The following is a 21,288-nucleotide window of genomic DNA, read 5'->3' as shown; positions in this document are numbered from 1 at the left end:
AGTATCTTGGCACTCCCTTGTAATGCCCATACTTGGTTACCGCCGATGATCCACAATGCTGGCAGGTTACTTTATCTTCGTTCATATCTCACCTCAAGCCCATTAAAGCAGAAGCAAACGTACGAATAGGGGGGGAGGGCTGGAGCAATTCCAACCAAATGCAAGCAGTAAGCCCTGGATGACCAGCTTGACAAGGCAGTTCTGTTTCAATCCACGCCCCTGCGTGAGGGGCGACCTCCTAAATGTTCATACCCCGAATGAGATTCATTGTTTCAATCCACGCCCCTGCGTGAGGGGCGACCTAAGCGTCGGTTGGCTCAGGTAATAGCAGACGGTTTCAATCCACGCCCCTGCGTGAGGGGCGACCTAAGCGTCGGTTGGCTCAGGTAATAGCAGACGGTTTCAATCCACGCCCCTGCGTGAGGGGCGACTTTATGGGGTAACTAGCACAGTAGGATATTATGCGGTTTCAATCCACGCCCCTGCGTGAGGGGCGACTATATGTTCAGGACACTACTGCTGGGACGTTACAGTTTCAATCCACGCCCCTGCGTGAGGGGCGACCTGCTCGTCAGAGGCCCACGCCAAAGCCTTTTTGTTTCAATCCACGCCCCTGCGTGAGGGGCGACTGCCCAGAGCCCCGGTCAGGCTGCGCACCAAAGGGTTTCAATCCACGCCCCTGCGTGAGGGGCGACCAGCTTGTTGCATCCGCACACGTCGCGCACTCGATAGTTTCAATCCACGCCCCTGCGTGAGGGGCGACTCAGCCATAAGGTCTGTCAATACTTCTGCTGCCATGTTTCAATCCACGCCCCTGCGTGAGGGGCGACCTCATCCATGTACTTTTCGATTGCGTATTGCATGTTTCAATCCACGCCCCTGCGTGAGGGGCGACCTCAGGGTTTATCTGGGATATAAACGACTTCAAGGTTTCAATCCACGCCCCTGCGTGAGGGGCGACTGGATAATATAGATTGTCGTACTCTGTTATTGAGAGTTTCAATCCACGCCCCTGCGTGAGGGGCGACTTTTGTCGTGCTGGTCAATATCTGTCGCGCAGTGTTTCAATCCACGCCCCTGCGTGAGGGGCGACTTGATACCCATTCCAGTTTTCCATTAGTTTCATGTTTCAATCCACGCCCCTGCGTGAGGGGCGACCGCTTGGTATACTCTGCGCGCCACACACTGTTCCTGTTTCAATCCACGCCCCTGCGTGAGGGGCGACTATCTTTTTCTCTCGGCATTCTTCGCATGTATTCCGTTTCAATCCACGCCCCTGCGTGAGGGGCGACCATCCACCGTCCGCTTTGTGTCTGCGCTGGACGGTTTCAATCCACGCCCCTGCGTGAGGGGCGACGACGACATAGGCGAGAAAATCGAGGTCCTCAAGGTTTCAATCCACGCCCCTGCGTGAGGGGCGACTGGAACCTATGGCTACAAAACAGACGATATCAAGTTTCAATCCACGCCCCTGCGTGAGGGGCGACTGAAGTTGCGGAACTTGTCCACTTTGCAATACCAGTTTCAATCCACGCCCCTGCGTGAGGGGCGACTGTTATCGGCACCAGATGGTAAGAACAGCGAATGTTTCAATCCACGCCCCTGCGTGAGGGGCGACATCAAAAGACCGGGGCAACCCCTGAAGCTCACAGTTTCAATCCACGCCCCTGCGTGAGGGGCGACAGGAGTTGCTCAAAATATTCGGCTTCGCCTTCCGGGTTTCAATCCACGCCCCTGCGTGAGGGGCGACCCAGAATTCAGAGACCGGGTTCCAATCGCAGAATGTGTTTCAATCCACGCCCCTGCGTGAGGGGCGACCGAGTTGAAAGCCACTCCAGGACACTCCAGCAAGTTTCAATCCACGCCCCTGCGTGAGGGGCGACACGCTCTGCCATTAGATTACCCACTTCTCTGTTAGTTTCAATCCACGCCCCTGCGTGAGGGGCGACTATGTCTCTACGGCTATACCGTGAATATCCAGGAAGTTTCAATCCACGCCCCTGCGTGAGGGGCGACTCATCTGGAGTCAACCCCTGCTTGTCCCGGATCAGTTTCAATCCACGCCCCTGCGTGAGGGGCGACCACATTCGCAACACAACTTGCGCCGGGAACCAACAAGTTTCAATCCACGCCCCTGCGTGAGGGGCGACCATTTCCGTATATGCCAAGTATGGCCCCATCAGTGTTTCAATCCACGCCCCTGCGTGAGGGGCGACTGGGGTTGCTGGCGGGGAGGACTGGGATCGATCCGTTTCAATCCACGCCCCTGCGTGAGGGGCGACCATCCCCGGCGTTGACGATATCCGATACCCGCTGTTTCAATCCACGCCCCTGCGTGAGGGGCGACGTGGGGTTGCTGGCGGGGAGGACTGGGATCGATCCGTTTCAATCCACGCCCCTGCGTGAGGGGCGACCGGCAAGTTATCAAATCCCGGACAATCCCCAAAAGTTTCAATCCACGCCCCTGCGTGAGGGGCGACCGCCCATGCCGATCAGGAGCATGAAGCCAGCCAAGTTTCAATCCACGCCCCTGCGTGAGGGGCGACAAAGCCCGGTTAAGCCTCAGAATGGCGAAGGCTTGGTTTCAATCCACGCCCCTGCGTGAGGGGCGACCATAGGTAACGGGTGCTGTGGCGTGGGCATCGGTGTTTCAATCCACGCCCCTGCGTGAGGGGCGACCGTATGTTTAGCTACAAAAACATCTCAATTGCTTCTCTTCACCTCCAAGCCCTCCAGATATGAATTCAATTTCCCCGAAGCTCGCCAACCGTAGGCGTGAGTTTGTGTCCGCTCGGGGTTGGCGTACACCTTTCAAACCACCAGCGGACCCTCCGGGTCGTATCCGGGATTGACCCCAATATGTTCCACTCGAGTCTTCCAGTTCTTCCCCAGAAAATAGAATCGCAGACTGTCCTGATCCTCCCTGATGATTTCGATCAGCCCAGCTCGAAAGCGAGTCCAGTGAGCCGGGTCCACCACACACTCAAACACCGATTTCTGAACCCGCTGGCCATGGTTTTTGCATGTTTTGGCCACCCTTCTCAGACGCTTGCCTCCCTCCGGCGTCTCCGTGCTTACGTCATAAGTCACCAGAACCATCATTGTCGCTTCCCTCTTCAACGTTATCAGTCGTCAGTTGTTAAGGTGCGTGGGGCTAAATCCCCCTCAGTCCCCCTTTGCGAAAGGGGGAAGCAGAGTTAGCGCCAGACAAAGGGTGGATAGCCATCCAGGTCTCCCCGCAGACAGCGAGCCATCAGCAGTGCCTGGCAATGAGGCAGAAGACCGATGGCGATCTTCTCTCCCAGAAACGGATGTGTGATTTCCTCCTGCTTGCGTTTCTGATAAGCCATCAGGACCTCCTTTCGGGTTTCATCATCCATCATCACCGCGCCAGTCTCGGTCCTGCGGAATCCTTTACCCTTCACCTGCTGAAGGTTGACCAGCGAGAGCGCCAAACGGTCGGCCAGATACGGTCTCAATTCTTCCATCATGTCCAGCGCCAGCCCGGAACGCCCCGGACGGTCCCGATGCAGGAATCCCACGGCGGGGTCAAGGCCGACTCCTTCCAGCGCCGCTCGCATATCATGAGCCAGCAGAGTGTACAGAAAAGAAAGCAGCGCGTTGATGTTATCCAGTGGCGGACGCCGTGAGCGTTCCCTGAAAAAGAAATCTTCCTTCTGCACGGTGATCAGGTGGTCAAAGACGCTGAAATACTTACGAGCAGCGTCTCCTTCCTTCCCCCGGACCGTTTCCAGAGAAACTGGTGCGGTTAGCTCCTGTAGGTGTTGGCGCAATCCTTCTGCAGCCTCGGCCAGCGTACCTGTGGCGGTGTCTTCCGGTCGGCTGCGAATGGCGCGCAGCAGAACGGTACGGCAGTTGGCGATCTTGGCTATGACCATCACCCGCGCCATCTCGGCCGCCGTTTCGGGATCGTCTGCCCGGCGATACTGTTCCCGGCGCAATAGCACATTGCCTGAAACCGGACCCTGAACTCTGGCCAGAAAGCGACCGCGTTCGGTGAGAAAGGAAACAGCCACATTGCGCTCCCCGCAAAGCCCCATCAGAAAAGGGCTCATCGAAACCTGCCCGAAGCAGACGATATTGCCGAGAGTATGAATCGGCACCTGAAGCCGGGTTTCGCCCTCGACTCGAACCAGAACCGTCTCACCCTCCTTGGCCAGATATGCTCCCTGAGTCGTGACGTAGAGGGTATTTAAGAGATGTTTCATTGTCCCGCCTCGGCGATTGCCTTCTTGAGGTAGCTTCCGACATCCCCCTTCTTGCCGGTCACTTTAGGGAGGCAGATTTCCACCAGCGAACAGCTCCGGCATTTCTTACTGTACTCAACTACAGGGGTCTTCCCCGCCTGCGTCAGTTGGTGCAATCTCTGGCTCATCGACTCGGTTTTGGCGCGGAGTTCGGCGTCGAGAGCCACATCATAACGACGGCGGGGCTGCCCGTAGAAGAACGCGGCCGACGGTATCGTCGCCTGGAGCATCTCTTCCAGACAGATCGCCTGAGCGCAGAGTTGCACCTCATCCTCCCGGCCAATCTTGGGCTTGCCTCGCTTGTACTCAACGATCAAGGGTTTCCACAGTCCCGACACGCCTTCCAGAGAAATGCCGAACGATTCCTCCCCTGTTTTCGCCCTATGGAACTCCACCACGTCTGCTATTCCCGAGAGCCCAAGCCGCAATGACCGCAACCGCAACCCGCGAGCGATGCGCAGATTGGGTCGGACCTCGGTTTCCGCTTCATCGGCCCGGTTGTGCAGCAGGTCTCCCTGGACGGTCAGGCGGTTCTCTTCCCAGACCTGTTCCAGGTGAATCAGCCCCCACTGTCGCTCGCAGAAAACCAGATGCTGCAACGCTGAGATGGGCAGGAGTTCGTCTTCTGTGTACATTCTAATTAGTGCCTCTATATCATTTCGATGACTTCCACTCCCTGCGGCATGTCCGACTGTCCGGGGACTGTTACGGTGTAATCAGTAAAACCGCGAGGCGGAGCCTTTCTATTTGCCACGTTCACCATGTCGAAGAGTTGATGAGACGGAGCATTTCCCAGTGGTGTCCCATGCTTAAAAACAATCAGCTTTCGGGTAGCCATTTCCCCTCTGGCTGCCGAATGATCATGCTCAAACATCATCTTGAGAGCATCCCAGAAAAGACTCAGATCGTTCTCATTGAATCCGGTCTGTGCTGCCAGTGCAGGGGAAACGAACCCGTGACATCGATAGAGACCATAAGAAATGGTGTGTTTTCTTCCTTGAATACCTATTTGCTCTTCGATTGGTCGTTCCTCTTTGCGTGCTGCACACACAGTAAGGGAATGCTCAAGTGAAACGACGGGGTCCACAGAGCGTGAAAATGTTAGTTGTACCGGACCTCTAACCTGGCCGGCGTTAGGTCCGGTACTCATGACTGCCCCAAAAGTGCGCACATCAAAATAACTAGCGCACATATGTGCGCGTCCTCTGTTCACCTCGCTACCTTGAGCCGCTCCTTTTGTTTTGCGTTTTTCACCATCCTTTTCATCTTTGGGCGGTTCGGAAAGGTCAATTCCCAAAGACTCATAGGCTTCTCGTATTTGCTTATTGAGAATAGCCCTCTCCTTTACAAATATGTCATAGCTGGGCACCCCTTCTTGTGCCAACTGGACGAAGTTGCGCACCTTGCGCTTCAGACACACATCCGTCACCAGCCCGTTACCGGTCTCCGGGTCGACACGGGGCAGATTCCCGGCATCGGGGTCTCCATTGGGATTGCCATCCTTGACATCGAACAGCAAAACAAAGTCATAACGGTTATTGATAGGATTAGCCATTTTGTTCCTCCTTTTCTTTTTTGGTGAAAAAAGCCTGCCGCTGGTGATAGTAGCCGACGGCAAAGCGCCCCTGATCGGGGAGGCTCAGGTGAGATGGGAACGAATCACCGGCATCCAGCTTATCCACGATCTCTCCGATCTGCTTTTCCAGGTTCACCGCCCTCCCGCGGTTTTCCAGCTTCGCGAGGTGATGATTCTTGAGCTTCATCAGCTGAGGAAATGCTGTAACGGGCGTACCGGACGCAGCACCATAGAATCGATCCCGGATTGTAGCGTTGATGCCGGGGCTGGCTTCTTCTTGAATCTTCTCCAGGACCGCAAAGAGCCGTCCCAGCAGGTAGCCGGGATTGGTATTGGTGATGTCCAATGACATGGCGACCTCCTTATGGTTTCGCTTGTAGTATCTCGTTTCTCGGGTCAATATCGCCTTGATGAGTGCGACGCGCGTGTAGTGGACCGACTGTTCGGCTCGACAGCGGCGAATGGCCGAAGCCAGAAGCGTTTGAGGGTAGGGAGTACCCGCGAGAATGGCTTTCATGGTATCCCCCGCCAGATTGGGAGAAACGTTGTCGTCCTTCTCCTGCAGGGCTGTGGAGCGCAAGAGGCTTTTCAAGGTGATCCGCCGCCATTCCTTCGGGCCTTTGATCGTCTCCAGATCATCGAAATGCTGACCGATATTCTCGGCGATCTCGCCGACGGTCCCGGCCCACCAGAAGCGAACGGAAATCCGGGCCGCATTGGGAGCCAGCCCCAGAACGAAAAACCGGGTGGTGGGATCAAGTTCTGGTCTCGCACCCGTTTCAGGAGAACGGAACAGAGCGATCAGGCTCTTGTAATCCTGCTCCGGTTCTCCCTTGGCCGGTTCGCCGAAGATGTCAGCGAAGGCACCCTCAAAGCCGTGTTTTCTCTCCGCCCAAAAGACAGTGGTGGCATCACCAACCTGAAGTTTTTGGCGGGAACTTCTGGCCAGCATGTGGTTGAGTGCCGTCGTGTAGCCGAACATCGCCTTTTCACCGACTGGAGCATTGTAGCTCTGTAGCTTGCCATACGAGTCGAACCCCATGTTCTTCTGGAACGAGACTATTTTGGCATTGCTCTTGGCTCCCGGAATCGGCGTTCTGTGATGGAGACGTGCAATCAAACCGTATTCGCCGCTGATGAGACACATGCCTTCCAATACCGCCTGTGTGGAGATATCATCCGCATCATCTGATGCCGCATCGAATGCAGAGGACACGTAGGTGCCAACATTCTCGTTCTCGCAAACAAGCCTCAACCGTTCTTCAATGCGGAAGGACAGGTTGCAGCCAGAAATCTTGGCACACTCGGGCCACAAGGGATCGGAGAGTATCGATGTGAAATCTCCAGCCGCCAGGAATCGATGGACAGCGTCAATCTCCTTGTCTTCCTGGAATCGTTCATGGAGGCTCTTGATCTTCGCCACAAATGTCTGGTGCTGCTTGCGGGCCATTTCCCTGTTGGCATCGCTATCTGCCTTGGGCCAACCCAACACATATCCATAGTGATCCCACAGTAGGTTGGCTGTTTGCCATGATTTTGAACCGGAACGACCCTGCTCCGCTGGGACAACAAACGAACGAGCCACAAGCTTTTTCCCGACCTGCGTCCGAGTGTCTTGCAGTCCTGCAAATCCCCCGTGGTTATTGAGAATGATGAGGAAAGGGATTTCCACCTTCTTGAAACCTTGGGGAGCAATGCCGCCTTCTTCAGCTAATCGCCGATAGTATGCTAACAACGCCTGCAGAATCATGCGCGCACCTCTCTGCTGTTCAGTGGCGGGACCTTTAGCCGTCCGCCTTTGAGCGCTGCCTTGAAGAAACGCGGCTGGCATTTCTCGTTGCAGAAATGGGGGGAGCCGCTCTCGTTTGGAGTATTGTCGTGGCAGATGTCATGGAGCATGTAACCCAGCTCACGGTTTTCGTTGACTGGTTCCGGCAACGCCTGAGCATCCGGGACAAGAGCAAAATCGGCGGCAAATTCGCGGCAGCCAAAATAGGGGCGATGAAATGCTTGCCCTTTCTCAGCCCGACGCCAGAACATCTGCTCATGCTTGACCACGGTGTCCTCTGTCCCGACCTGATCGGTCATCTCGAAATGGGCGTGAACGATGTAGTCTACATCCCGCAAGAGAAGTCCGGCCCGCTGCAGACGATATTTCGGTTTCCCGTCGTTTCCTATGTCATCGATAAAGATACCCTTTGAAGCAGCCATGACATGGCCAATTTCGTTTCGCCGCACCGATTCCCAGCGAATCGGTTTCAGTACGTCGATCCGCTCCACCTGCCAGCGGATGGCCGGTTTCCAGTGGATGGCTTCCAGAATGCCGCGCGCCGCTGAGGGCGTCATCACATCGTAGGAAACCCGTTCCACTTTCATCTCGGGCCGGGTGAAACAGGCGTTTGGCCCCCAGGCCCGCAGCCGCATGGTACGGCTTCTTTTTGGGATTTCCTCCATGGTTCCTCCTTCCGTCTTAATTAACACATCAATTCATCGGGTTCATAGACGATTGATTTATCCGGGCGAAAACCGAGGTCTTCATGATAGAGAGCCCCGTGCCCTTGCACGTAGATGCCGGGATGCGGTTCACGCAATGCTCCCTCTGAGAGCAATCTGGCGTGCAGGTATCGGGGGAGGTTGACCACAAAACGTTGCAGCTTTCGCATCAGCCGCCGGTCCGGCTTGTCTCGTTCCAGTATTTCGATCAAGGCGGCTCCCTCTCGATAGGCGACGATGACTGGAGCCTGCTGCGTTTCGTCGATGAGGTGGAAGTTCTGGGCCGCTGTGCGGAAACTGCACCGAAAATCGTTACTCATTCGCAGATCGGTCAATATCCCGTGCTTGTCCAGATTCGGTCCTTGAAGCCAATAGAATTCCTTGAAGAATTCTTCAAATCGATCAGGGGCAAGGATATCAGGGCACTCTTGTGTCATCAGCCGCCGCCCGATCTCCGCTGCCTGCCGCAAGTGACCGGGAGGGACTTTCGATGGCGGGGAAAATATCATGACCATTCCTTTCTCCCTCAACCCTTCCCGGTTGCACCGCCCCGCTGCCTGGGCAACGGAATCGAGTCCCGCCACCCCGCGATAGACCACCGGGAAATCCACATCAACACCGGCTTCCACCAGTTGGGTGCTGATGACTCGCGTCGGAATACCCTCTTTGAGGCGCTGTTTGATTTCGGCTATTTTGCCGGAACGATGCGCGCCGCACATGAGCGCTGAAAGATGAAACGTTCCTTCCGGCATTTTCTCCCACAGAAGTCGGCAGTCATCACGGCGATTAACGATGCACAGAACCGTCGGGTGTTGGGCCAGCTCAACTGCCAACTCGTCCCAGCTTTTGGGATCCTCTAGACCGTATGGAATCGTGATTTCAACGCGCTTGAGATGGTCATGCAGTTCCACGGGATCGGCCACAATCTCTTTCGTATCCGGCAATCCGGCAAACCCCCATTGAGGTTGCGGCCCGAGCGCAGGTTGAGTAGCCGTGGTCAGAAGCAGTGTGACACGGTAGTTTTTCTGAAGCTCTCGGAGAACATGCAGAATCGGATTGAGAAAATCCGGCGGCAGAAGCTGGGCTTCATCGAGGATCACCACACTGTTGACGATGTTGTGCAGTTTGCGGCAGCGACTGGTGCGGCTGGCAAATAGCGATTCAAAGAACTGAACCGAGGTGGTAACGATGACCGGCGCATCCCAGTTCTCACAAGCCAGACGACTTCGGGGATTGTCCCTCGTCTCGTCTGTGACATCGAGATTCGAGTGGTGCTCGACGACCGCGTCGCCGAAGATCGCCCGGAACTGGTCGGCGGTCTGTTCGATAATGCTGGTGTAGGGGATCACATAGATGATGCGGCGTTTGTTATACTTTGTGGCGTGATGCAAAGCGAATGCCATTGATGAAAGTGTTTTGCCGCCGCCGGTCGGGACAGTCAGGGTATAGATGCCGGGCGGTTCCGCTGCCTTGGCGATGCACTGGGCAAACACGCGTGACCGAACCCGGTTGACCTTTGTATCGGCTGCGGTTGATTGCTTCTTCTGCATGTAATCTGAAAACCGGGCCAGCAGTTCGGAAAGCTCCCGGTAGTCACCGCGCAAGACGGCTCTGTCCGGTTCAAAGAATGCTTCGGCGTCCAGAAAATCCGCATCCACCACGCAGGAAAAGAGAAGGCGAATCCAAAGGGCGGGATCAGCGCCCGGTTTGGGCCGATCCTTCGGTAAAGACGAATTGAGAATGTCAGCCGGAATACTGCTTTCACGGGCGGAATCCAGCAACGCCACGTTTTTCAGCCTTTGAGAGAGGGCCGCATTTCCGGTTCTATCGGCTTCCCAATCGGGTAGCCCCGCATGGTGCCCAGCGATCAGATAAGACAACAGACGCCCTTGCATCCCGAACGTATCGATTGCATGCAAGCCTCCCGCCGTGGAGTGATCAACCCGCCCTGTCTTCCCCTCCAGATGGGCATCAATGCCATTGACAGCCCGAATGTATTGCTGAAACTTGATAGAGTACTTTCCAAAATCGTGCCACAGTCCCGCCATGTATCCCCACTCGGCACAGCCAAACTCAGCGGCAAACTCAGCGGCTGTTTGAGCCGTGCTTCTCAGGTGGTCAATGAGGAGATGGGGTTTGCCATCTTCTGAGATGTGAGCTAGGGGTTCGGGAAACTCTGATGCCATTTGCATTCATCTCTCAGGCGAAAGGTAAACGTGGACCGCTTTGAGATCAAGGGACTACGGGTATTCTACGCCGTTGGAGTGGGTCCCGCAATGGTGATTGATGCGGAGACGAGCGCTATTCTTGAAATGCCGAATGTTTGGCGGAAATGAATAGTCCTTATGAGACGTCCGATTTCGTGACTTTGGTGGCTACGGGGAATCGCGTTCCCTTATTGGAGCACAGATGCCTTCATATCAAGGATGAACGCATGGTCGGGCTGTGCCCCTGGCCATTGATGTGGAGAAGGTTTGCGCTCAGTAGATACCCCGGATTTCTCAAAATACCGTGGTCTGGGAAATCATCTTCAATGATCCTACGCACTCAGGAGTGCTGCTGCATTCCAAAGACGCGCTTTCATCAGTCATCCATCCTGGTTGTTCCACTGGTTTGTCAGGTCTCTATCTCAGCCAACTGCTGTTCCACGCTCCATCCCAAGTGACAGAGATATCTGTAACCGTTGCCCCTGCTGAGACCGACCACTCTCCATCAGGAAATAGGAATCTGGGTCGATATTGTTTCCCGACTTCCAGTACATCGATGACCATATCCCCATTTGGAGGGCCGTCACTGTCCACACTGCCTGTATCATCTATGACTATTAACCCCTTGTCCGTTGTCTCAAACACATTGCAGGCATGGCCCAATTTGCAAGACATACCCGAGCCCTCTGGATTACTATTGCTGTTCATACACAGGCTGATGTATCCACATCTTATGCCAGCAATCTCGGCATTGTTGTGAAGTCTCTCGGCAAAATCTGCGCATATTTTTGGGGGTTTGGGTGTGGCTTTGCGATCAATTATGGCCTTGATGCTGTCCAAGGCTACACTATCCTCTGGCGATCTATAATACAGAGCCTCTGCTTCAGGAACATCCGTGTAAGGAAAAGCGTCAGTCTTATCGTCACGCAAGAACTCTAGTAGCTCCGCATATGTGGGATTTTTGGCGGCTTGGTTATTTATCAGAACTATGAGCCCCCCAACATCATCGTAGCAACCATTTCCCACCGAAATGCCATCGTCGAACTTGACCAGTCCGAAATAATACCCCCGATACTCGTTGTCATTCTGGGACAGTATATCTGAAATGGCATCACATCCAAGTGTGCAAGCAACGATAACCAGTACTGTCCCCGCATATATCAGGAACACTGGCCAACAGAACCTCGCATTCACCCTAATTTGGGAATGAACACCGTTGAAGTCTTTCATCCTCGTTCTTAAACACATCCCCTGCCACTGAGCCTAAGCTGCCTACTTATGTCCTGCGCTTCTCGATGAGGTTTTCACCACAATTCGGGCAGAATTCCCAGTCACGGTCAGCAGGTATCCGACAATGAGGGCATGAGAATGGCTGTAGGAGGCTTTCGCTTTCGGTTCCTGTTGACTCCGATTGATCCGTGGCAGCCTCGGAGCCCGCCATGCCCCGTGATTGCAGACTGCTCTGCATTTGAGCATCGGTGAGGTCAAGCCCACAATGGAAACAGAATCTCCAGTTAGGTGGCACGCCCTTGCCGCACTGAGGGCAGCAATTCAACTCCCCACCATCCGCACCTGTGAATGTGGCCTTTTCGCCTTCTGAAACGATGGCCGAAAGGCTTGTCAGTTTTGCGTACCTCCGCTGTTGACGCTGATCCACTGCCCTCACCAGCCCTATGACCAACACAATCCCTACAATGTCTATGCAATGGCCCATTATGTACATATAGTCTTGAGTTCTGTAGTCTTTCAGGTAATTAAGGTATTCGGTCTGTGTATAGATCAAAGAAGACGGCTCTTCAGCGTTAAACGCAAGGCGAAGTACGACATTCCCCACTATCATGGATGCTAGGAAAAGTGCCCACCACCATCCTACCAAGGGCGATACTGGCGAATTCTCCCAGGCTGTGGCATTCTTGGGATCAGTGTCTGGATCACTTCCCCTCCATATCTCAGACATCACCTGATAGGGGCGAAACAACGAGAAGATGGGGACGAAGAACCAGCCTATCGCCCAACCTGGAGAGAACCTCAACCCTCGTGCGTGGAGTGAAGGAAGGTTCCTGTGCGCCCTGTGTATCCACATGAGGAACACAACAGCGGACACAAAATAGAATAGCAGAAGCATTCCATTAATGAGTCTTTGTCTGTCATCGCTGGCGTCCAGATCACTCTGAGAGACATGTTGGCCATCGATGAGTTTCTGGATCAAACCTAATTCGGCAAAGGTGGAGACTATTAATATCAGAGAGACAACCCCAAGTATGGCGAAAAGAATAGTGGCCCATTGAGCCCTGAGATGACCAGACTCAAAGGGGTGCATGATGGGACGTGACACGTACCGTGGCATTCTCTCTGGATAGCTTCGATTGGCCTGCATCAATCCTCCTGCCAGATTATCGTTCGGTCCGATATGGTTTTTCGGGCGTTTTCGACGCTGGGTGGTTCTGAAACTGCCACTGCCTCTTCGACCGGCGCAGCACTCTTCACGGGTTTCACGGCGACCACATAGAAACGGGCTCTCGTTCCATGTTTATGTCGTCATAGAATCGAGCACAACTGACCGTGATGTAAGGAATTAACCAGAGGAATCCTATTCCAAGGGTCAGGATGCAAAGCAAGAACCAACCGATGAACCGCAATAGAAGGCAGAATAGCTTCCATCGATGGCCCCCCATTATTTCCTTGCTCTTTCTCATGGCTTGCATGGGACCAATCGATCTATCATTTGCGATGATGAAGTATATCTGTGAATAGGACAGGGCTGCGATGACTCCGGGGACGATCAGAAGAATACTCCACAACAGGACGATGATGAAGTAGAGCCAGTACGCTCCCAAGGCTACCAAGAAACGGTTGAACCCTCCAAATATCTGGGCCAGCCGAGCCTCTTGACTTCTGGAAATGGCTAGACTGAATGCAGCCCAACCAACATACATGGGGCCGGTTATCACAAGTGCAGCTATCCAGAGAAAATCGGCTGCGACCAGTATGATCAGCAATACGGCCGCTGTTCCAACGGCCAGCCACCAACGTCCACTGAGGGAAATTCTGGCCTCCGCCATGATGTCCTTGTTGGCAAGTTGCCCTCCCGTGGGCTCATGCGTCCCAAGGGTCATTTCCGGGCTTTGATTTCCGCAGTAGGGACAGAATTTGCTGTTGTCAGGAATCTGCTTTCCACATGACGTGCAGTACATCTCATTCCCGTTCGATTAGGTAATAGGTAGTGATTCAAAGATTTAAGAGTACGATAAACCGAAAGGTCGGTCATGTCAAGGACCCATTGGGTTGCTTTCGTAAGTACATTTCTTCCCAGATGGCGACTGCTTTGTATTTCGGAGTAGAACCGCATCATCCACCTTTCGCAAGATGGGGATAAGGCTCGCACCCGGATTCACAGATGGGGAGTTCCCGCTGGATTAGACAGAGCCGAGTTTTGTAGACTCAGGCGGCAGCCAACAGTCCTGATCCCGGATATGAAGGGGAATACCTCAGTATTTTTTACAGCTCCAGTATTTTCATCGCCCCGGCCAGACAGATGGCTCGCAGTTGGCATCTCGACGGTGGCGGATACGTCGCATCAAGCCATGCCACATATTCCGCAAACACTTTGTGACCATCAGATATTCAATATTGTTCTCCCGTGGATGTTTTGCCAATTAAAGAAGGGCAAGTTGATGAATCGTACGGGCGAGGGTGCCCATCTAATGGCAAGCTGCGGGACGAGCGCCTCAACCTGGATATCTTTACCACATTAACCGAAGTCAAGGTATTGATTGCGGAGTGGAAGAAGGAATACAATCAGGTCAGATCGCTCAGCTCTCTGAAATATCGGCCAACCGGTTTCCTTGACCATCCGGCATGGTAGTCCATCCCTTGCTTGGTCACTGGCACTATGATCGGGGGCATGTCAATCCCGACAAGCACGTGGATACTGAGAGCGTCTCTGTGATAGCGTTCGTTCACAGTTGTGACGTGGTCGTGACCATGGGTGTCGGTTAAGTGATGGAATTGATCAGAACCCGCGTTTCTGAAATTGGCGAGAGTTTCGCGTCTGAGTTTTGATATGGCCATTTCCGCACTTCTTTTTGGCAGAATGACCACCACTACGGGTAGTGGTTATTCCAGTCAAAGGGATAGCCTTGGGAATCTGTTGAGTTAGAGTCCTGCCACTTAGCAACCATCTTAGCTTGAATAAGAGAATATAAATGGGGAAAATCATCGCCGTAGCCCAGCACAAAGGCGGAACAGGGAAGACTACCACTTGCATTAACTTGGGGGCAAGTCTCTGCGATATGGGCAAGACCGTCCTCGTCGTAGACCTCGACCCTCAGGCATCATTTACGCTCAGTATGGGCATTAATCCTTTGCAGGTTGAGAAATCTATCCACCAGGTCTTGGTTGACCCCAATGTGGATATGAAGAGCACCATATTACGGAGGTCAAACCTCAACTTTCTCATAGTCCCATCTCATGTAGATTTAGCCATGGCAGAATCAGAGCTGGCGGGGAGGATAGGGCGTGAGAAAGCTCTGCGCAAAAAGCTGGCTCCTCTAAAGGAAGATTTTGATTATATCTTCATTGACTGCCCGCCCACATTAGGCCTCCTTGTTATCAATGCGCTGACAGCTGCTGATAGTGTACTCATACCCATTCAGTGCGAGCCCCTTACTTTGTACGGTGCAAAACACCTTCTGCAGATAATCAACCTCATCAGGGAAGATGTGAACCCATCTCTCAAGGTAGAAGGTGTGCTCAGGACCATGTATGATAGGCGGACAAGATTGAGCAAGGAGGTGTCCGATAGCATTCAACAGACTTTTGGCGACCTTGTCTTTTCCACAATCATATACCGGCATGTAAAATTTGCTGAGGGGCCGCTTCACGAAATGCCGATAAACTCTTATGCCTCAAAGTCGCCAGTGGCTGACGAATACCGGAATCTGGCAAAGGAGATACTTGCCCATGAAGCCCAAAAAGCCTGACAGAAGCGTTTCCGATATGGATGTGCTCAAAGATATCAGAGGGCTATTGTCTGTGACTCAAGAGCGAGAGGACACAATGACAGACGGAGCAAGAGGCGAAAGTCGTCTGGAATCTGAGAAGGCCAGGCTTGAGGTACAGATTAGCGGCTACAAGGAACTGGTTCAAAAGCTGCAGGAAGAGCTACACAGGGTAGAAAGAGAGAGAGAAGAATTTGCTGCAAAGCTAAAGTTGCTGGGATTCGGTAAGGACAAACTCATATCTCCAGCTTCAAAGTCTGTGGCGCTGGGCGAGGAAGTTGCTCAACTTGAGGCAAGGATAGCTGAACTATCTTCGGCCCTGTCTGAAATTGATGGTTTACTTAAGCTCAGAGCCCAAGATTTATTGAAGAGAATAGCCAGGCTTTTTCAGGAAGCCGGACAAGGCGAAGCCGCGATAGAATTTAGAAAGGCAGCAAGCGAATTGGAAGACGTTGAAAATTTCGCCCACTTCCTGCGAGTGCTCCTTGATCAATAACGAAGACTCCTGGCACGGCTAAACCAAAGGGACAGATTGAAGCAATGTTCCTACAATCAGTTTTTGTACCTTTGCTCGAAATGTGACCTGTCAGAATAGTCACGAAGTTTCTCCCCATGGACTCTCATGCCATCGGCGATACTCCGAAATCAGACGACACAGCTCATTGAATCAACAGAGACCGGTGGAGTATGCTAGAGCAACGGCCGGACGCTAAGTGATATTGCCGCTAATGACTGGGTAAGGTCAATGCCCCCAAAAACGATATCGTGATAACTGGGTTGCACACCTCCGCTGTCCGGCGCGTTAAGATTGGCGTGCGGGTAGCAGAGTCCAAAGGCGACAATTGTTCAGAAACTGACATAGGATGATCCTGTCCAGGATCATCCGGGCAATTCCTGTTAGAAAGTAGCGCTGTATTTTCCCGGGAGGTAGTTCACCCCCAATGGCATATATAAATATTCAGAACGTAGAGTTGACGTTTGGAGATACCCGACTTTTTGACGGTATTGCCTTAAATGTCGAGCAGGGAGAGAAGATCGCCCTGGTGGGAAGGAACGGGTCAGGCAAAACAACTCTACTAAAATTGATCGAAGGAAGTATCAAACCGGACGCTGGCACCATTGCCATGCAAAAGTATATCAGCGTTGCCTATCTTTCACAGATGGTGCCTCAAGAAGTACAGGGAACGGTTTTGGAGGTGTTGTTTAATAGCTCCGAAGATGGCGAGGAAAAGCGGCAACAGGTGAATAAGATGACTTCTCAATTAGGCCTGAATACCGAGTGGGATTTTGGCTCACTTTCCGCGGGTCTCAAGCGACAGGTGCTGGTGGCAAAGGCATTAGCCGGAAATCCTGATGTGCTTCTACTTGATGAACCGACAAATCACATGGATATCGATTCGATCAAACGACTTGAGGAGATGCTGTTACGGTTTGCAGGAGCCCTGATATTGGTAACTCATGACCGGGTGTTTTTGCAGAGAATCGCCACCAGGATCGTGGAAATTGACCGGGGCAGATTGTTCGACCAATCGTGCGATTACGAGACGTTTTTGCAGCGCCGCAGTGCAGCCAATGACAACGAACAGGCGCAGAATGCTCTATTCGATAAGAAGCTGGAAAAGGAAGAGCAGTGGGTCCGGCGCGGAGTCAAAGCGAGACGGGTCCGCAATGAAGGGCGTGTCCGGGAACTGGAGCGGATGCGCCAGCTACGCAGCGAAAGACGGGAGCGCCCCGGAACCGTAAGAATGAAAGCCCAAGAGGCGGAACGGTCCGGCATGCTGGTAGTTGAGGCTAAAGACGTCAGTTTCAGCTATGGCGGCATACCAGTTGTCTCGAACTTTTCCACTGCGATTATGAAAGGCGATCGGGTAGGACTGATCGGCCCGAACGGCAGTGGCAAGACGACCCTTTTGCGAATCCTGCTGGGCGAACTCCATCCGGCATCCGGAAGCATACGCTTTGGTACTAATTTACAGATCAGCTATTTCGATCAACTGCGCGAGCAACTGGACGAGAACAAGACCGTAGCGCAAAATGTAGCCGGGGACAAGGACACAGTGATTATCAACGGCAAGCCCCGCCATATTATTGGATATTTGCAGGATTTCCTTTTTGAGCCCGACAGGGCGCGCTCCTATGTTTCGCTGCTTTCCGGCGGCGAGCGCAATCGACTGTTGCTGGCACGGCTATTCACACGGCCTTCCAACGTCCTGGTGCTGGATGAGCCGACCAACGATCTGGATACCGAGACGCTTGAGATTCTGGAAGACCTCCTGATGAGATATGACGGGACCATTCTACTGGTCAGTCACGACAGGGCTTTTATCAACAACGTCGTCACGAGCACGCTGGCTTTTGAAGGCAATGCCGAGATAAAGGAATACGTCGGTGGTTATGATGATTGGTTGCGGCAGCGCACACCGCAAGTTCGGCGAAGTGACGCCGTGGCGGTCAATAGACACAGCCAGCCGAAACAGGCTCCCAGGCCGAAGTTCGGATACAGGCAGCAAAAGGAACTGGAGTTGCTCCCTCAAACAATTGAAGCACTCGAGATTGAGCAAAAGGAGTTATTCCAGGCTATGGGAGATCCGGATCTCTACAAGAAGGATAAGTTCGAGATGATAACAAAGAAGGCAAGATTGGAGTCCGTAAGAAACGAACTTGAGGCACTCTATGCCCGATGGGAAGAACTCGAACAACTCAAAATTGAGATATAAAATCGATGATGTCTATTCGGAGAAATCGAGACTGATCTCGGCCTATCCGTTGATTGCGCCACGGCCATTGGCACTCTATTATAGCATCTGCCTTCAAATCAATCTCATGCTCTCAAGAATCCAGATTATGCCCGGGACTCGCAAATCCAGCATCGTATTCTCGGGCAGATTCAGGAGAAAATGCCGTAGTTCGGCAATCGGAACCTTCAGGACCTCAATCTGTTCGGTAGTATCGCTTTTCGGTTCTTCGGCAAACTCGACGCCAGGCGCAAAGAAGTGACTAAGTTGCGTGGGCGTCAAAACCGGGTCTTCGGGTGCTACAATGATGGGGATAAGTTTGTTGGCTCTATAGCCCGTTTCTTCCAGTAGTTCCCTTCTGGCAGCTTCTTCTTGTGTCTCCCTTTCCACATCAGAAAGGCCGGCAGGAAGCTGGATGACGAAGGACCCGGCCGGGACTCTCCAGTTTCTCTCTAGAATTACTTCCCTTTCTTTCGTCAAGGCAACTACTACTACCGCTCCTCTGTTGCCGATAGTTGTCCTCTCCACCGTTTCCCAGACATGGTTCTTTCCTAGCCGAGTTTCGAAGGACTTCTCAACCATTCTCAAATATTTACCCTCGAATACGACCTCTTCCTTTGTGACTCTCATTCCAACCTTCCTCTGATTTCCTAACCCCTGTCTGGTATTAGTTTAATCATTACCGTTCTGTCTCTTGGCCCATCGAATTCGCAAAGAAAAATCCCCTGCCATGTTCCCAGCACTAGTCGGCTGTTTTCTATGAACACTGTGGCCGAACTCCCCATCATACTGGATTTGACGTGTGCGGGGGAATTACCCTCTGCATGTTGGTAGTGAATATTCTCCGGTACCAGCGCTTCAAGCCGTTCCCTTACGTCATCCATTACACTGGGGTCGGCATGTTCATTCAACGTTATTCCCGCAGTGGTGTGCGGCACGAAAATGTGACATACGCCGTTTTCAACACCACTGGATTGCACGGCCTTCTGGACTTCTGGAGTAACATCCCTGAAATGCACCTTTGTCTTTGTTCGGATAATGATTCTTTGCATCAATTGCCCCCTCCGGATTTCCCTGCCGATCAAGGGTACACCTCTTATTGAAAAAAACTTCGAGCTTTATCTGCCCTTTTGATGGACACGTGTCTCCTCCTGCCAGAGACTGACTACTGCACCTTCCATTACTCGGCAGTCCAGACATGCAACATTATAGGCTTTGAATTCTCAACACACAACAGTGCGATCCAAATCATGCAGACACGGACGTTCCGTTGCAAGGTGAGGACGTCGTCACCGGTGGGAGGGACGGTATAAGTTCTAATGCGATAAGTGATTAGTCCCGATTTGAAAAGGTGTTGGGCCGAGCACTGGGTGTGGAAAGTGAGGGCAAGAAGTTGTCAAGGGCAAGCAAAGAAGAAGTCATAAGAAACGAGAAATCTATTGAGGTGATGATCAACCAAGTCGGACGTGAATGACGTACAGATTTTACAGCTTGGTTCACGGCTGATATCTTCTGATTGGCTTCAGAAGATATTCCAATCCGTTCAGTTTGATCTCATACAGAACGGATAACAGGACACCGATTCTTCCTGGAGGGAAACCTTTCTGGTGCAACCATACCAGATAAGGTTCAGGCAGATCACAGAGGATGCGATTTCTGTATTTGCCGAAAGACATTCGTACAGATACCAATTCAACCAACATTTGAGGATCAATAGGGGTGGGATCCTGATTTTGTTCCATTCTTCTCTTACGAATCTTACGAAATTCTGATACACCAATCAATGACTCGTGACTGCCTTGCTTACAAGGGCGATGAGTTCTTCTATGGTTAGAAGCTCTTTGGTTTTGGCCATGAATCCGCTTTTGTGAGCGAAAGCAATCTCCGGGCGGTCTGAAATCAGGGAAAAATCAACCGGTGTTCCGTCATAGCGGAAAAGACGCCAGCCCTTATCGCGGCGGTTCAGAGAAATGACAATATCGGGCGGATTTTCATCCAGGCGGCGAAACTCCTCTAGCCCGGCCGATTCCCTCGTCTCACCGATCATGGCAGGCACCCCCGCAATCACCAGCCTGGAGCTGGTTTTCCAAAAATCTATCTGCCTTTTAAGTATTCGGGCTTCCTCCATGATATGAGCGCCAAAAGCCTTAAGCAGAGGGAGGGATGCTTCAGGCTCGGAAGCGAATCTGGCTACCAGCCAGCTTTCCACCGGGCTTTGGTTTACGAGCGCATCACCAGCATTGTACTCTATGGAGGCCTTACCTGGCCCGAAGCGGTCAACCTTGTCCTTGAAATGCCACCATGGCATGACGGACATAGTCTCCAAAAGCCCCAGGTATTCAGCTAGCAGGACAAACGCCGCCGGGCAGCCCAAGAACTGGTGATGATCAAAATTACGCTTTTCCGGCTCATGACGATCGCCAATATCTACTACCCACACATCCGGATCATCCAGCTCCGCCGGTGCAGGATCGCGCCGCTCGATCCTGAATTCCATGTCTGCATACACGGCCAGGATCAGGCTGACGGCTGCCACCTCATCAAAATGTGCACCGCCAGGGTGCGTGATGATCAATTGTGCTTTCATTGACACCTTCCCATTATGTTCTATTGACCTGCTCCCAATAATGATACCACCTATAGAGTTGGAGTCACGAACTTTGAGTATCTTGGCGTGTAGATCGTCAGCGATAATGGGGCACACAAAGGGGTGAAGAAACGGAACAGATGGAGAGCAGGCATGAGCTCTGATGGGGTTAAACTATCCCTAGTGTCATGTCACGTAACGATTGATGGATAAAGCCGTCTCAATTTTACTCTGGCGTCGTCTATCATTGCTGGTGAAGAACGTTCAGTTCGATTTCCGCCATATTCAACCAGCCTCCATGTTTCGGTGTGTACACGAATTCAAACCTGTCCCAGAGTGCTTTGGCGACCTTCGGAGGGAAGGTTTCATAGAGAGCCTCCGGTTTGTGGGTGTTCAAGTTGTCCATGACCAAAGTGATCCTT

Annotated in this window: 17 protein-coding genes, 2 pseudogenes and 1 CRISPR repeat array; of the genes and pseudogenes, 4 read left to right on the top strand and 15 right to left on the bottom strand. The window is 52.7% G+C overall.

The genetic code is table 11. The annotated features are described in order from the left end of the window. Positions 1-203: 203 nt before the first annotated feature. Positions 204-2,679: direct repeats of the CRISPR family, unit length 32 nt; unit sequence GTTTCAATCCACGCCCCTGCGTGAGGGGCGAC. 132 nt (positions 2,680-2,811) lie between these two features. The 10 genes from cas2 to PHV74_07940 form a co-directional block, all read right to left on the bottom strand. After that, a complete protein-coding gene (gene cas2, locus PHV74_07985) occupies positions 2,812-3,102 on the bottom strand; it encodes a CRISPR-associated endonuclease Cas2 (GenBank protein ID MDD5094300.1) in 291 nt (96 codons plus the stop codon). 95 nt (positions 3,103-3,197) lie between these two features. After that, positions 3,198-4,229, bottom strand: coding sequence for a type I-C CRISPR-associated endonuclease Cas1c (gene cas1c, locus PHV74_07980; protein MDD5094299.1), 1,032 nt, complete (start codon positions 4,227-4,229; stop codon positions 3,198-3,200). Next, positions 4,226-4,903: a CRISPR-associated protein Cas4 gene (cas4, locus tag PHV74_07975; protein ID MDD5094298.1), complete on the bottom strand. Its 678-nt coding sequence runs from the start codon at positions 4,901-4,903 to the stop codon at positions 4,226-4,228. The genes cas1c and cas4 overlap by 4 nt, the downstream gene beginning before the upstream one ends. A gap of 14 nt (positions 4,904-4,917) precedes the next feature. Beyond that, a complete protein-coding gene (gene cas7c / locus PHV74_07970; GenBank protein MDD5094297.1) occupies positions 4,918-5,823 on the bottom strand; it encodes a type I-C CRISPR-associated protein Cas7/Csd2 in 906 nt (301 codons plus the stop codon). Continuing rightward, positions 5,816-7,594 carry a type I-C CRISPR-associated protein Cas8c/Csd1 gene (cas8c, locus tag PHV74_07965; GenBank protein MDD5094296.1) on the bottom strand — a complete coding sequence of 593 codons (1,779 nt, stop codon included), beginning with the start codon at positions 7,592-7,594 and terminating at the stop codon, positions 5,816-5,818. The genes cas7c and cas8c overlap by 8 nt, the downstream gene beginning before the upstream one ends. Further along, positions 7,591-8,298 carry a type I-C CRISPR-associated protein Cas5c gene (gene cas5c / locus PHV74_07960; protein MDD5094295.1) on the bottom strand — a complete coding sequence of 236 codons (708 nt, stop codon included), beginning with the start codon at positions 8,296-8,298 and terminating at the stop codon, positions 7,591-7,593. The genes cas8c and cas5c overlap by 4 nt, the downstream gene beginning before the upstream one ends. Positions 8,299-8,318: 20 nt before the next feature. Further along, the gene (cas3, locus tag PHV74_07955; GenBank protein ID MDD5094294.1) at positions 8,319-10,523 is read right to left on the bottom strand and encodes a CRISPR-associated helicase Cas3'; all 2,205 of its coding nucleotides are present in this window, start codon (positions 10,521-10,523) and stop codon (positions 8,319-8,321) included. A gap of 438 nt (positions 10,524-10,961) precedes the next feature. Then, positions 10,962-11,774, bottom strand: a complete 813-nt coding sequence (locus PHV74_07950) for a hypothetical protein (GenBank protein ID MDD5094293.1) — start codon at positions 11,772-11,774, stop codon at positions 10,962-10,964. Between the two features lie 46 nt (positions 11,775-11,820). Next, the gene (locus PHV74_07945; protein ID MDD5094292.1) at positions 11,821-12,921 is read right to left on the bottom strand and encodes a DUF4328 domain-containing protein; all 1,101 of its coding nucleotides are present in this window, start codon (positions 12,919-12,921) and stop codon (positions 11,821-11,823) included. Between the two features lie 115 nt (positions 12,922-13,036). Then, positions 13,037-13,660, bottom strand: coding sequence for a DUF975 family protein (locus PHV74_07940; GenBank protein MDD5094291.1), 624 nt, complete (start codon positions 13,658-13,660; stop codon positions 13,037-13,039). A 587-nt stretch (positions 13,661-14,247) separates the two neighbouring features. Here PHV74_07940 and PHV74_07935 point away from each other — a divergent pair. The 4 genes and pseudogenes from PHV74_07935 to PHV74_07920 all read left to right on the top strand — a co-directional run bounded on the left by PHV74_07935 (position 14,248) and on the right by PHV74_07920 (position 18,261). Further along, positions 14,248-14,409 (top strand): annotated as a pseudogene (locus PHV74_07935) (integrase core domain-containing protein). Between the two features lie 340 nt (positions 14,410-14,749). Then, positions 14,750-15,526: a ParA family protein gene (locus PHV74_07930; protein ID MDD5094290.1), complete on the top strand. Its 777-nt coding sequence runs from the start codon at positions 14,750-14,752 to the stop codon at positions 15,524-15,526. Next, the gene (locus tag PHV74_07925) at positions 15,507-16,040 is read left to right on the top strand and encodes a hypothetical protein (GenBank protein ID MDD5094289.1); all 534 of its coding nucleotides are present in this window, start codon (positions 15,507-15,509) and stop codon (positions 16,038-16,040) included. Before PHV74_07930 ends, PHV74_07925 begins: the two co-directional genes overlap by 20 nt. Positions 16,041-16,485: 445 nt before the next feature. Beyond that, entirely contained in the window at positions 16,486-18,261 is a 1,776-nt protein-coding gene (locus PHV74_07920) for an ATP-binding cassette domain-containing protein (GenBank protein MDD5094288.1), read from the top strand. Between the two features lie 93 nt (positions 18,262-18,354). Here PHV74_07920 and PHV74_07915 read toward each other — a convergent pair whose 3' ends face one another. The 5 genes and pseudogenes from PHV74_07915 to PHV74_07895 form a co-directional block, all read right to left on the bottom strand. Further along, a complete protein-coding gene (locus PHV74_07915; GenBank protein MDD5094287.1) occupies positions 18,355-18,909 on the bottom strand; it encodes an NUDIX hydrolase in 555 nt (184 codons plus the stop codon). A 20-nt stretch (positions 18,910-18,929) separates the two neighbouring features. Further along, positions 18,930-19,334 carry a secondary thiamine-phosphate synthase enzyme YjbQ gene (locus tag PHV74_07910; protein ID MDD5094286.1) on the bottom strand — a complete coding sequence of 135 codons (405 nt, stop codon included), beginning with the start codon at positions 19,332-19,334 and terminating at the stop codon, positions 18,930-18,932. A gap of 441 nt (positions 19,335-19,775) precedes the next feature. Next, positions 19,776-20,021 (bottom strand): DUF3820 family protein, encoded by a 246-nt coding sequence (locus tag PHV74_07905; protein MDD5094285.1) that lies wholly within the window; start codon positions 20,019-20,021, stop codon positions 19,776-19,778. 38 nt (positions 20,022-20,059) lie between these two features. Continuing rightward, on the bottom strand, positions 20,060-20,866 hold the full coding sequence (locus PHV74_07900) for an MYG1 family protein (GenBank protein ID MDD5094284.1): 807 nt from the start codon (positions 20,864-20,866) through the stop codon (positions 20,060-20,062). A 191-nt stretch (positions 20,867-21,057) separates the two neighbouring features. Further along, positions 21,058-21,288, bottom strand: a pseudogene (locus PHV74_07895) (transposase).

This window comes from Dehalococcoidia bacterium, from assembly GCA_028711995.1.
GTDB lineage: Bacteria > Chloroflexota > Dehalococcoidia > SZUA-161 > SpSt-899 > JAQTRE01.
This window is presented reverse-complemented; position numbering and strand designations above follow the sequence as displayed.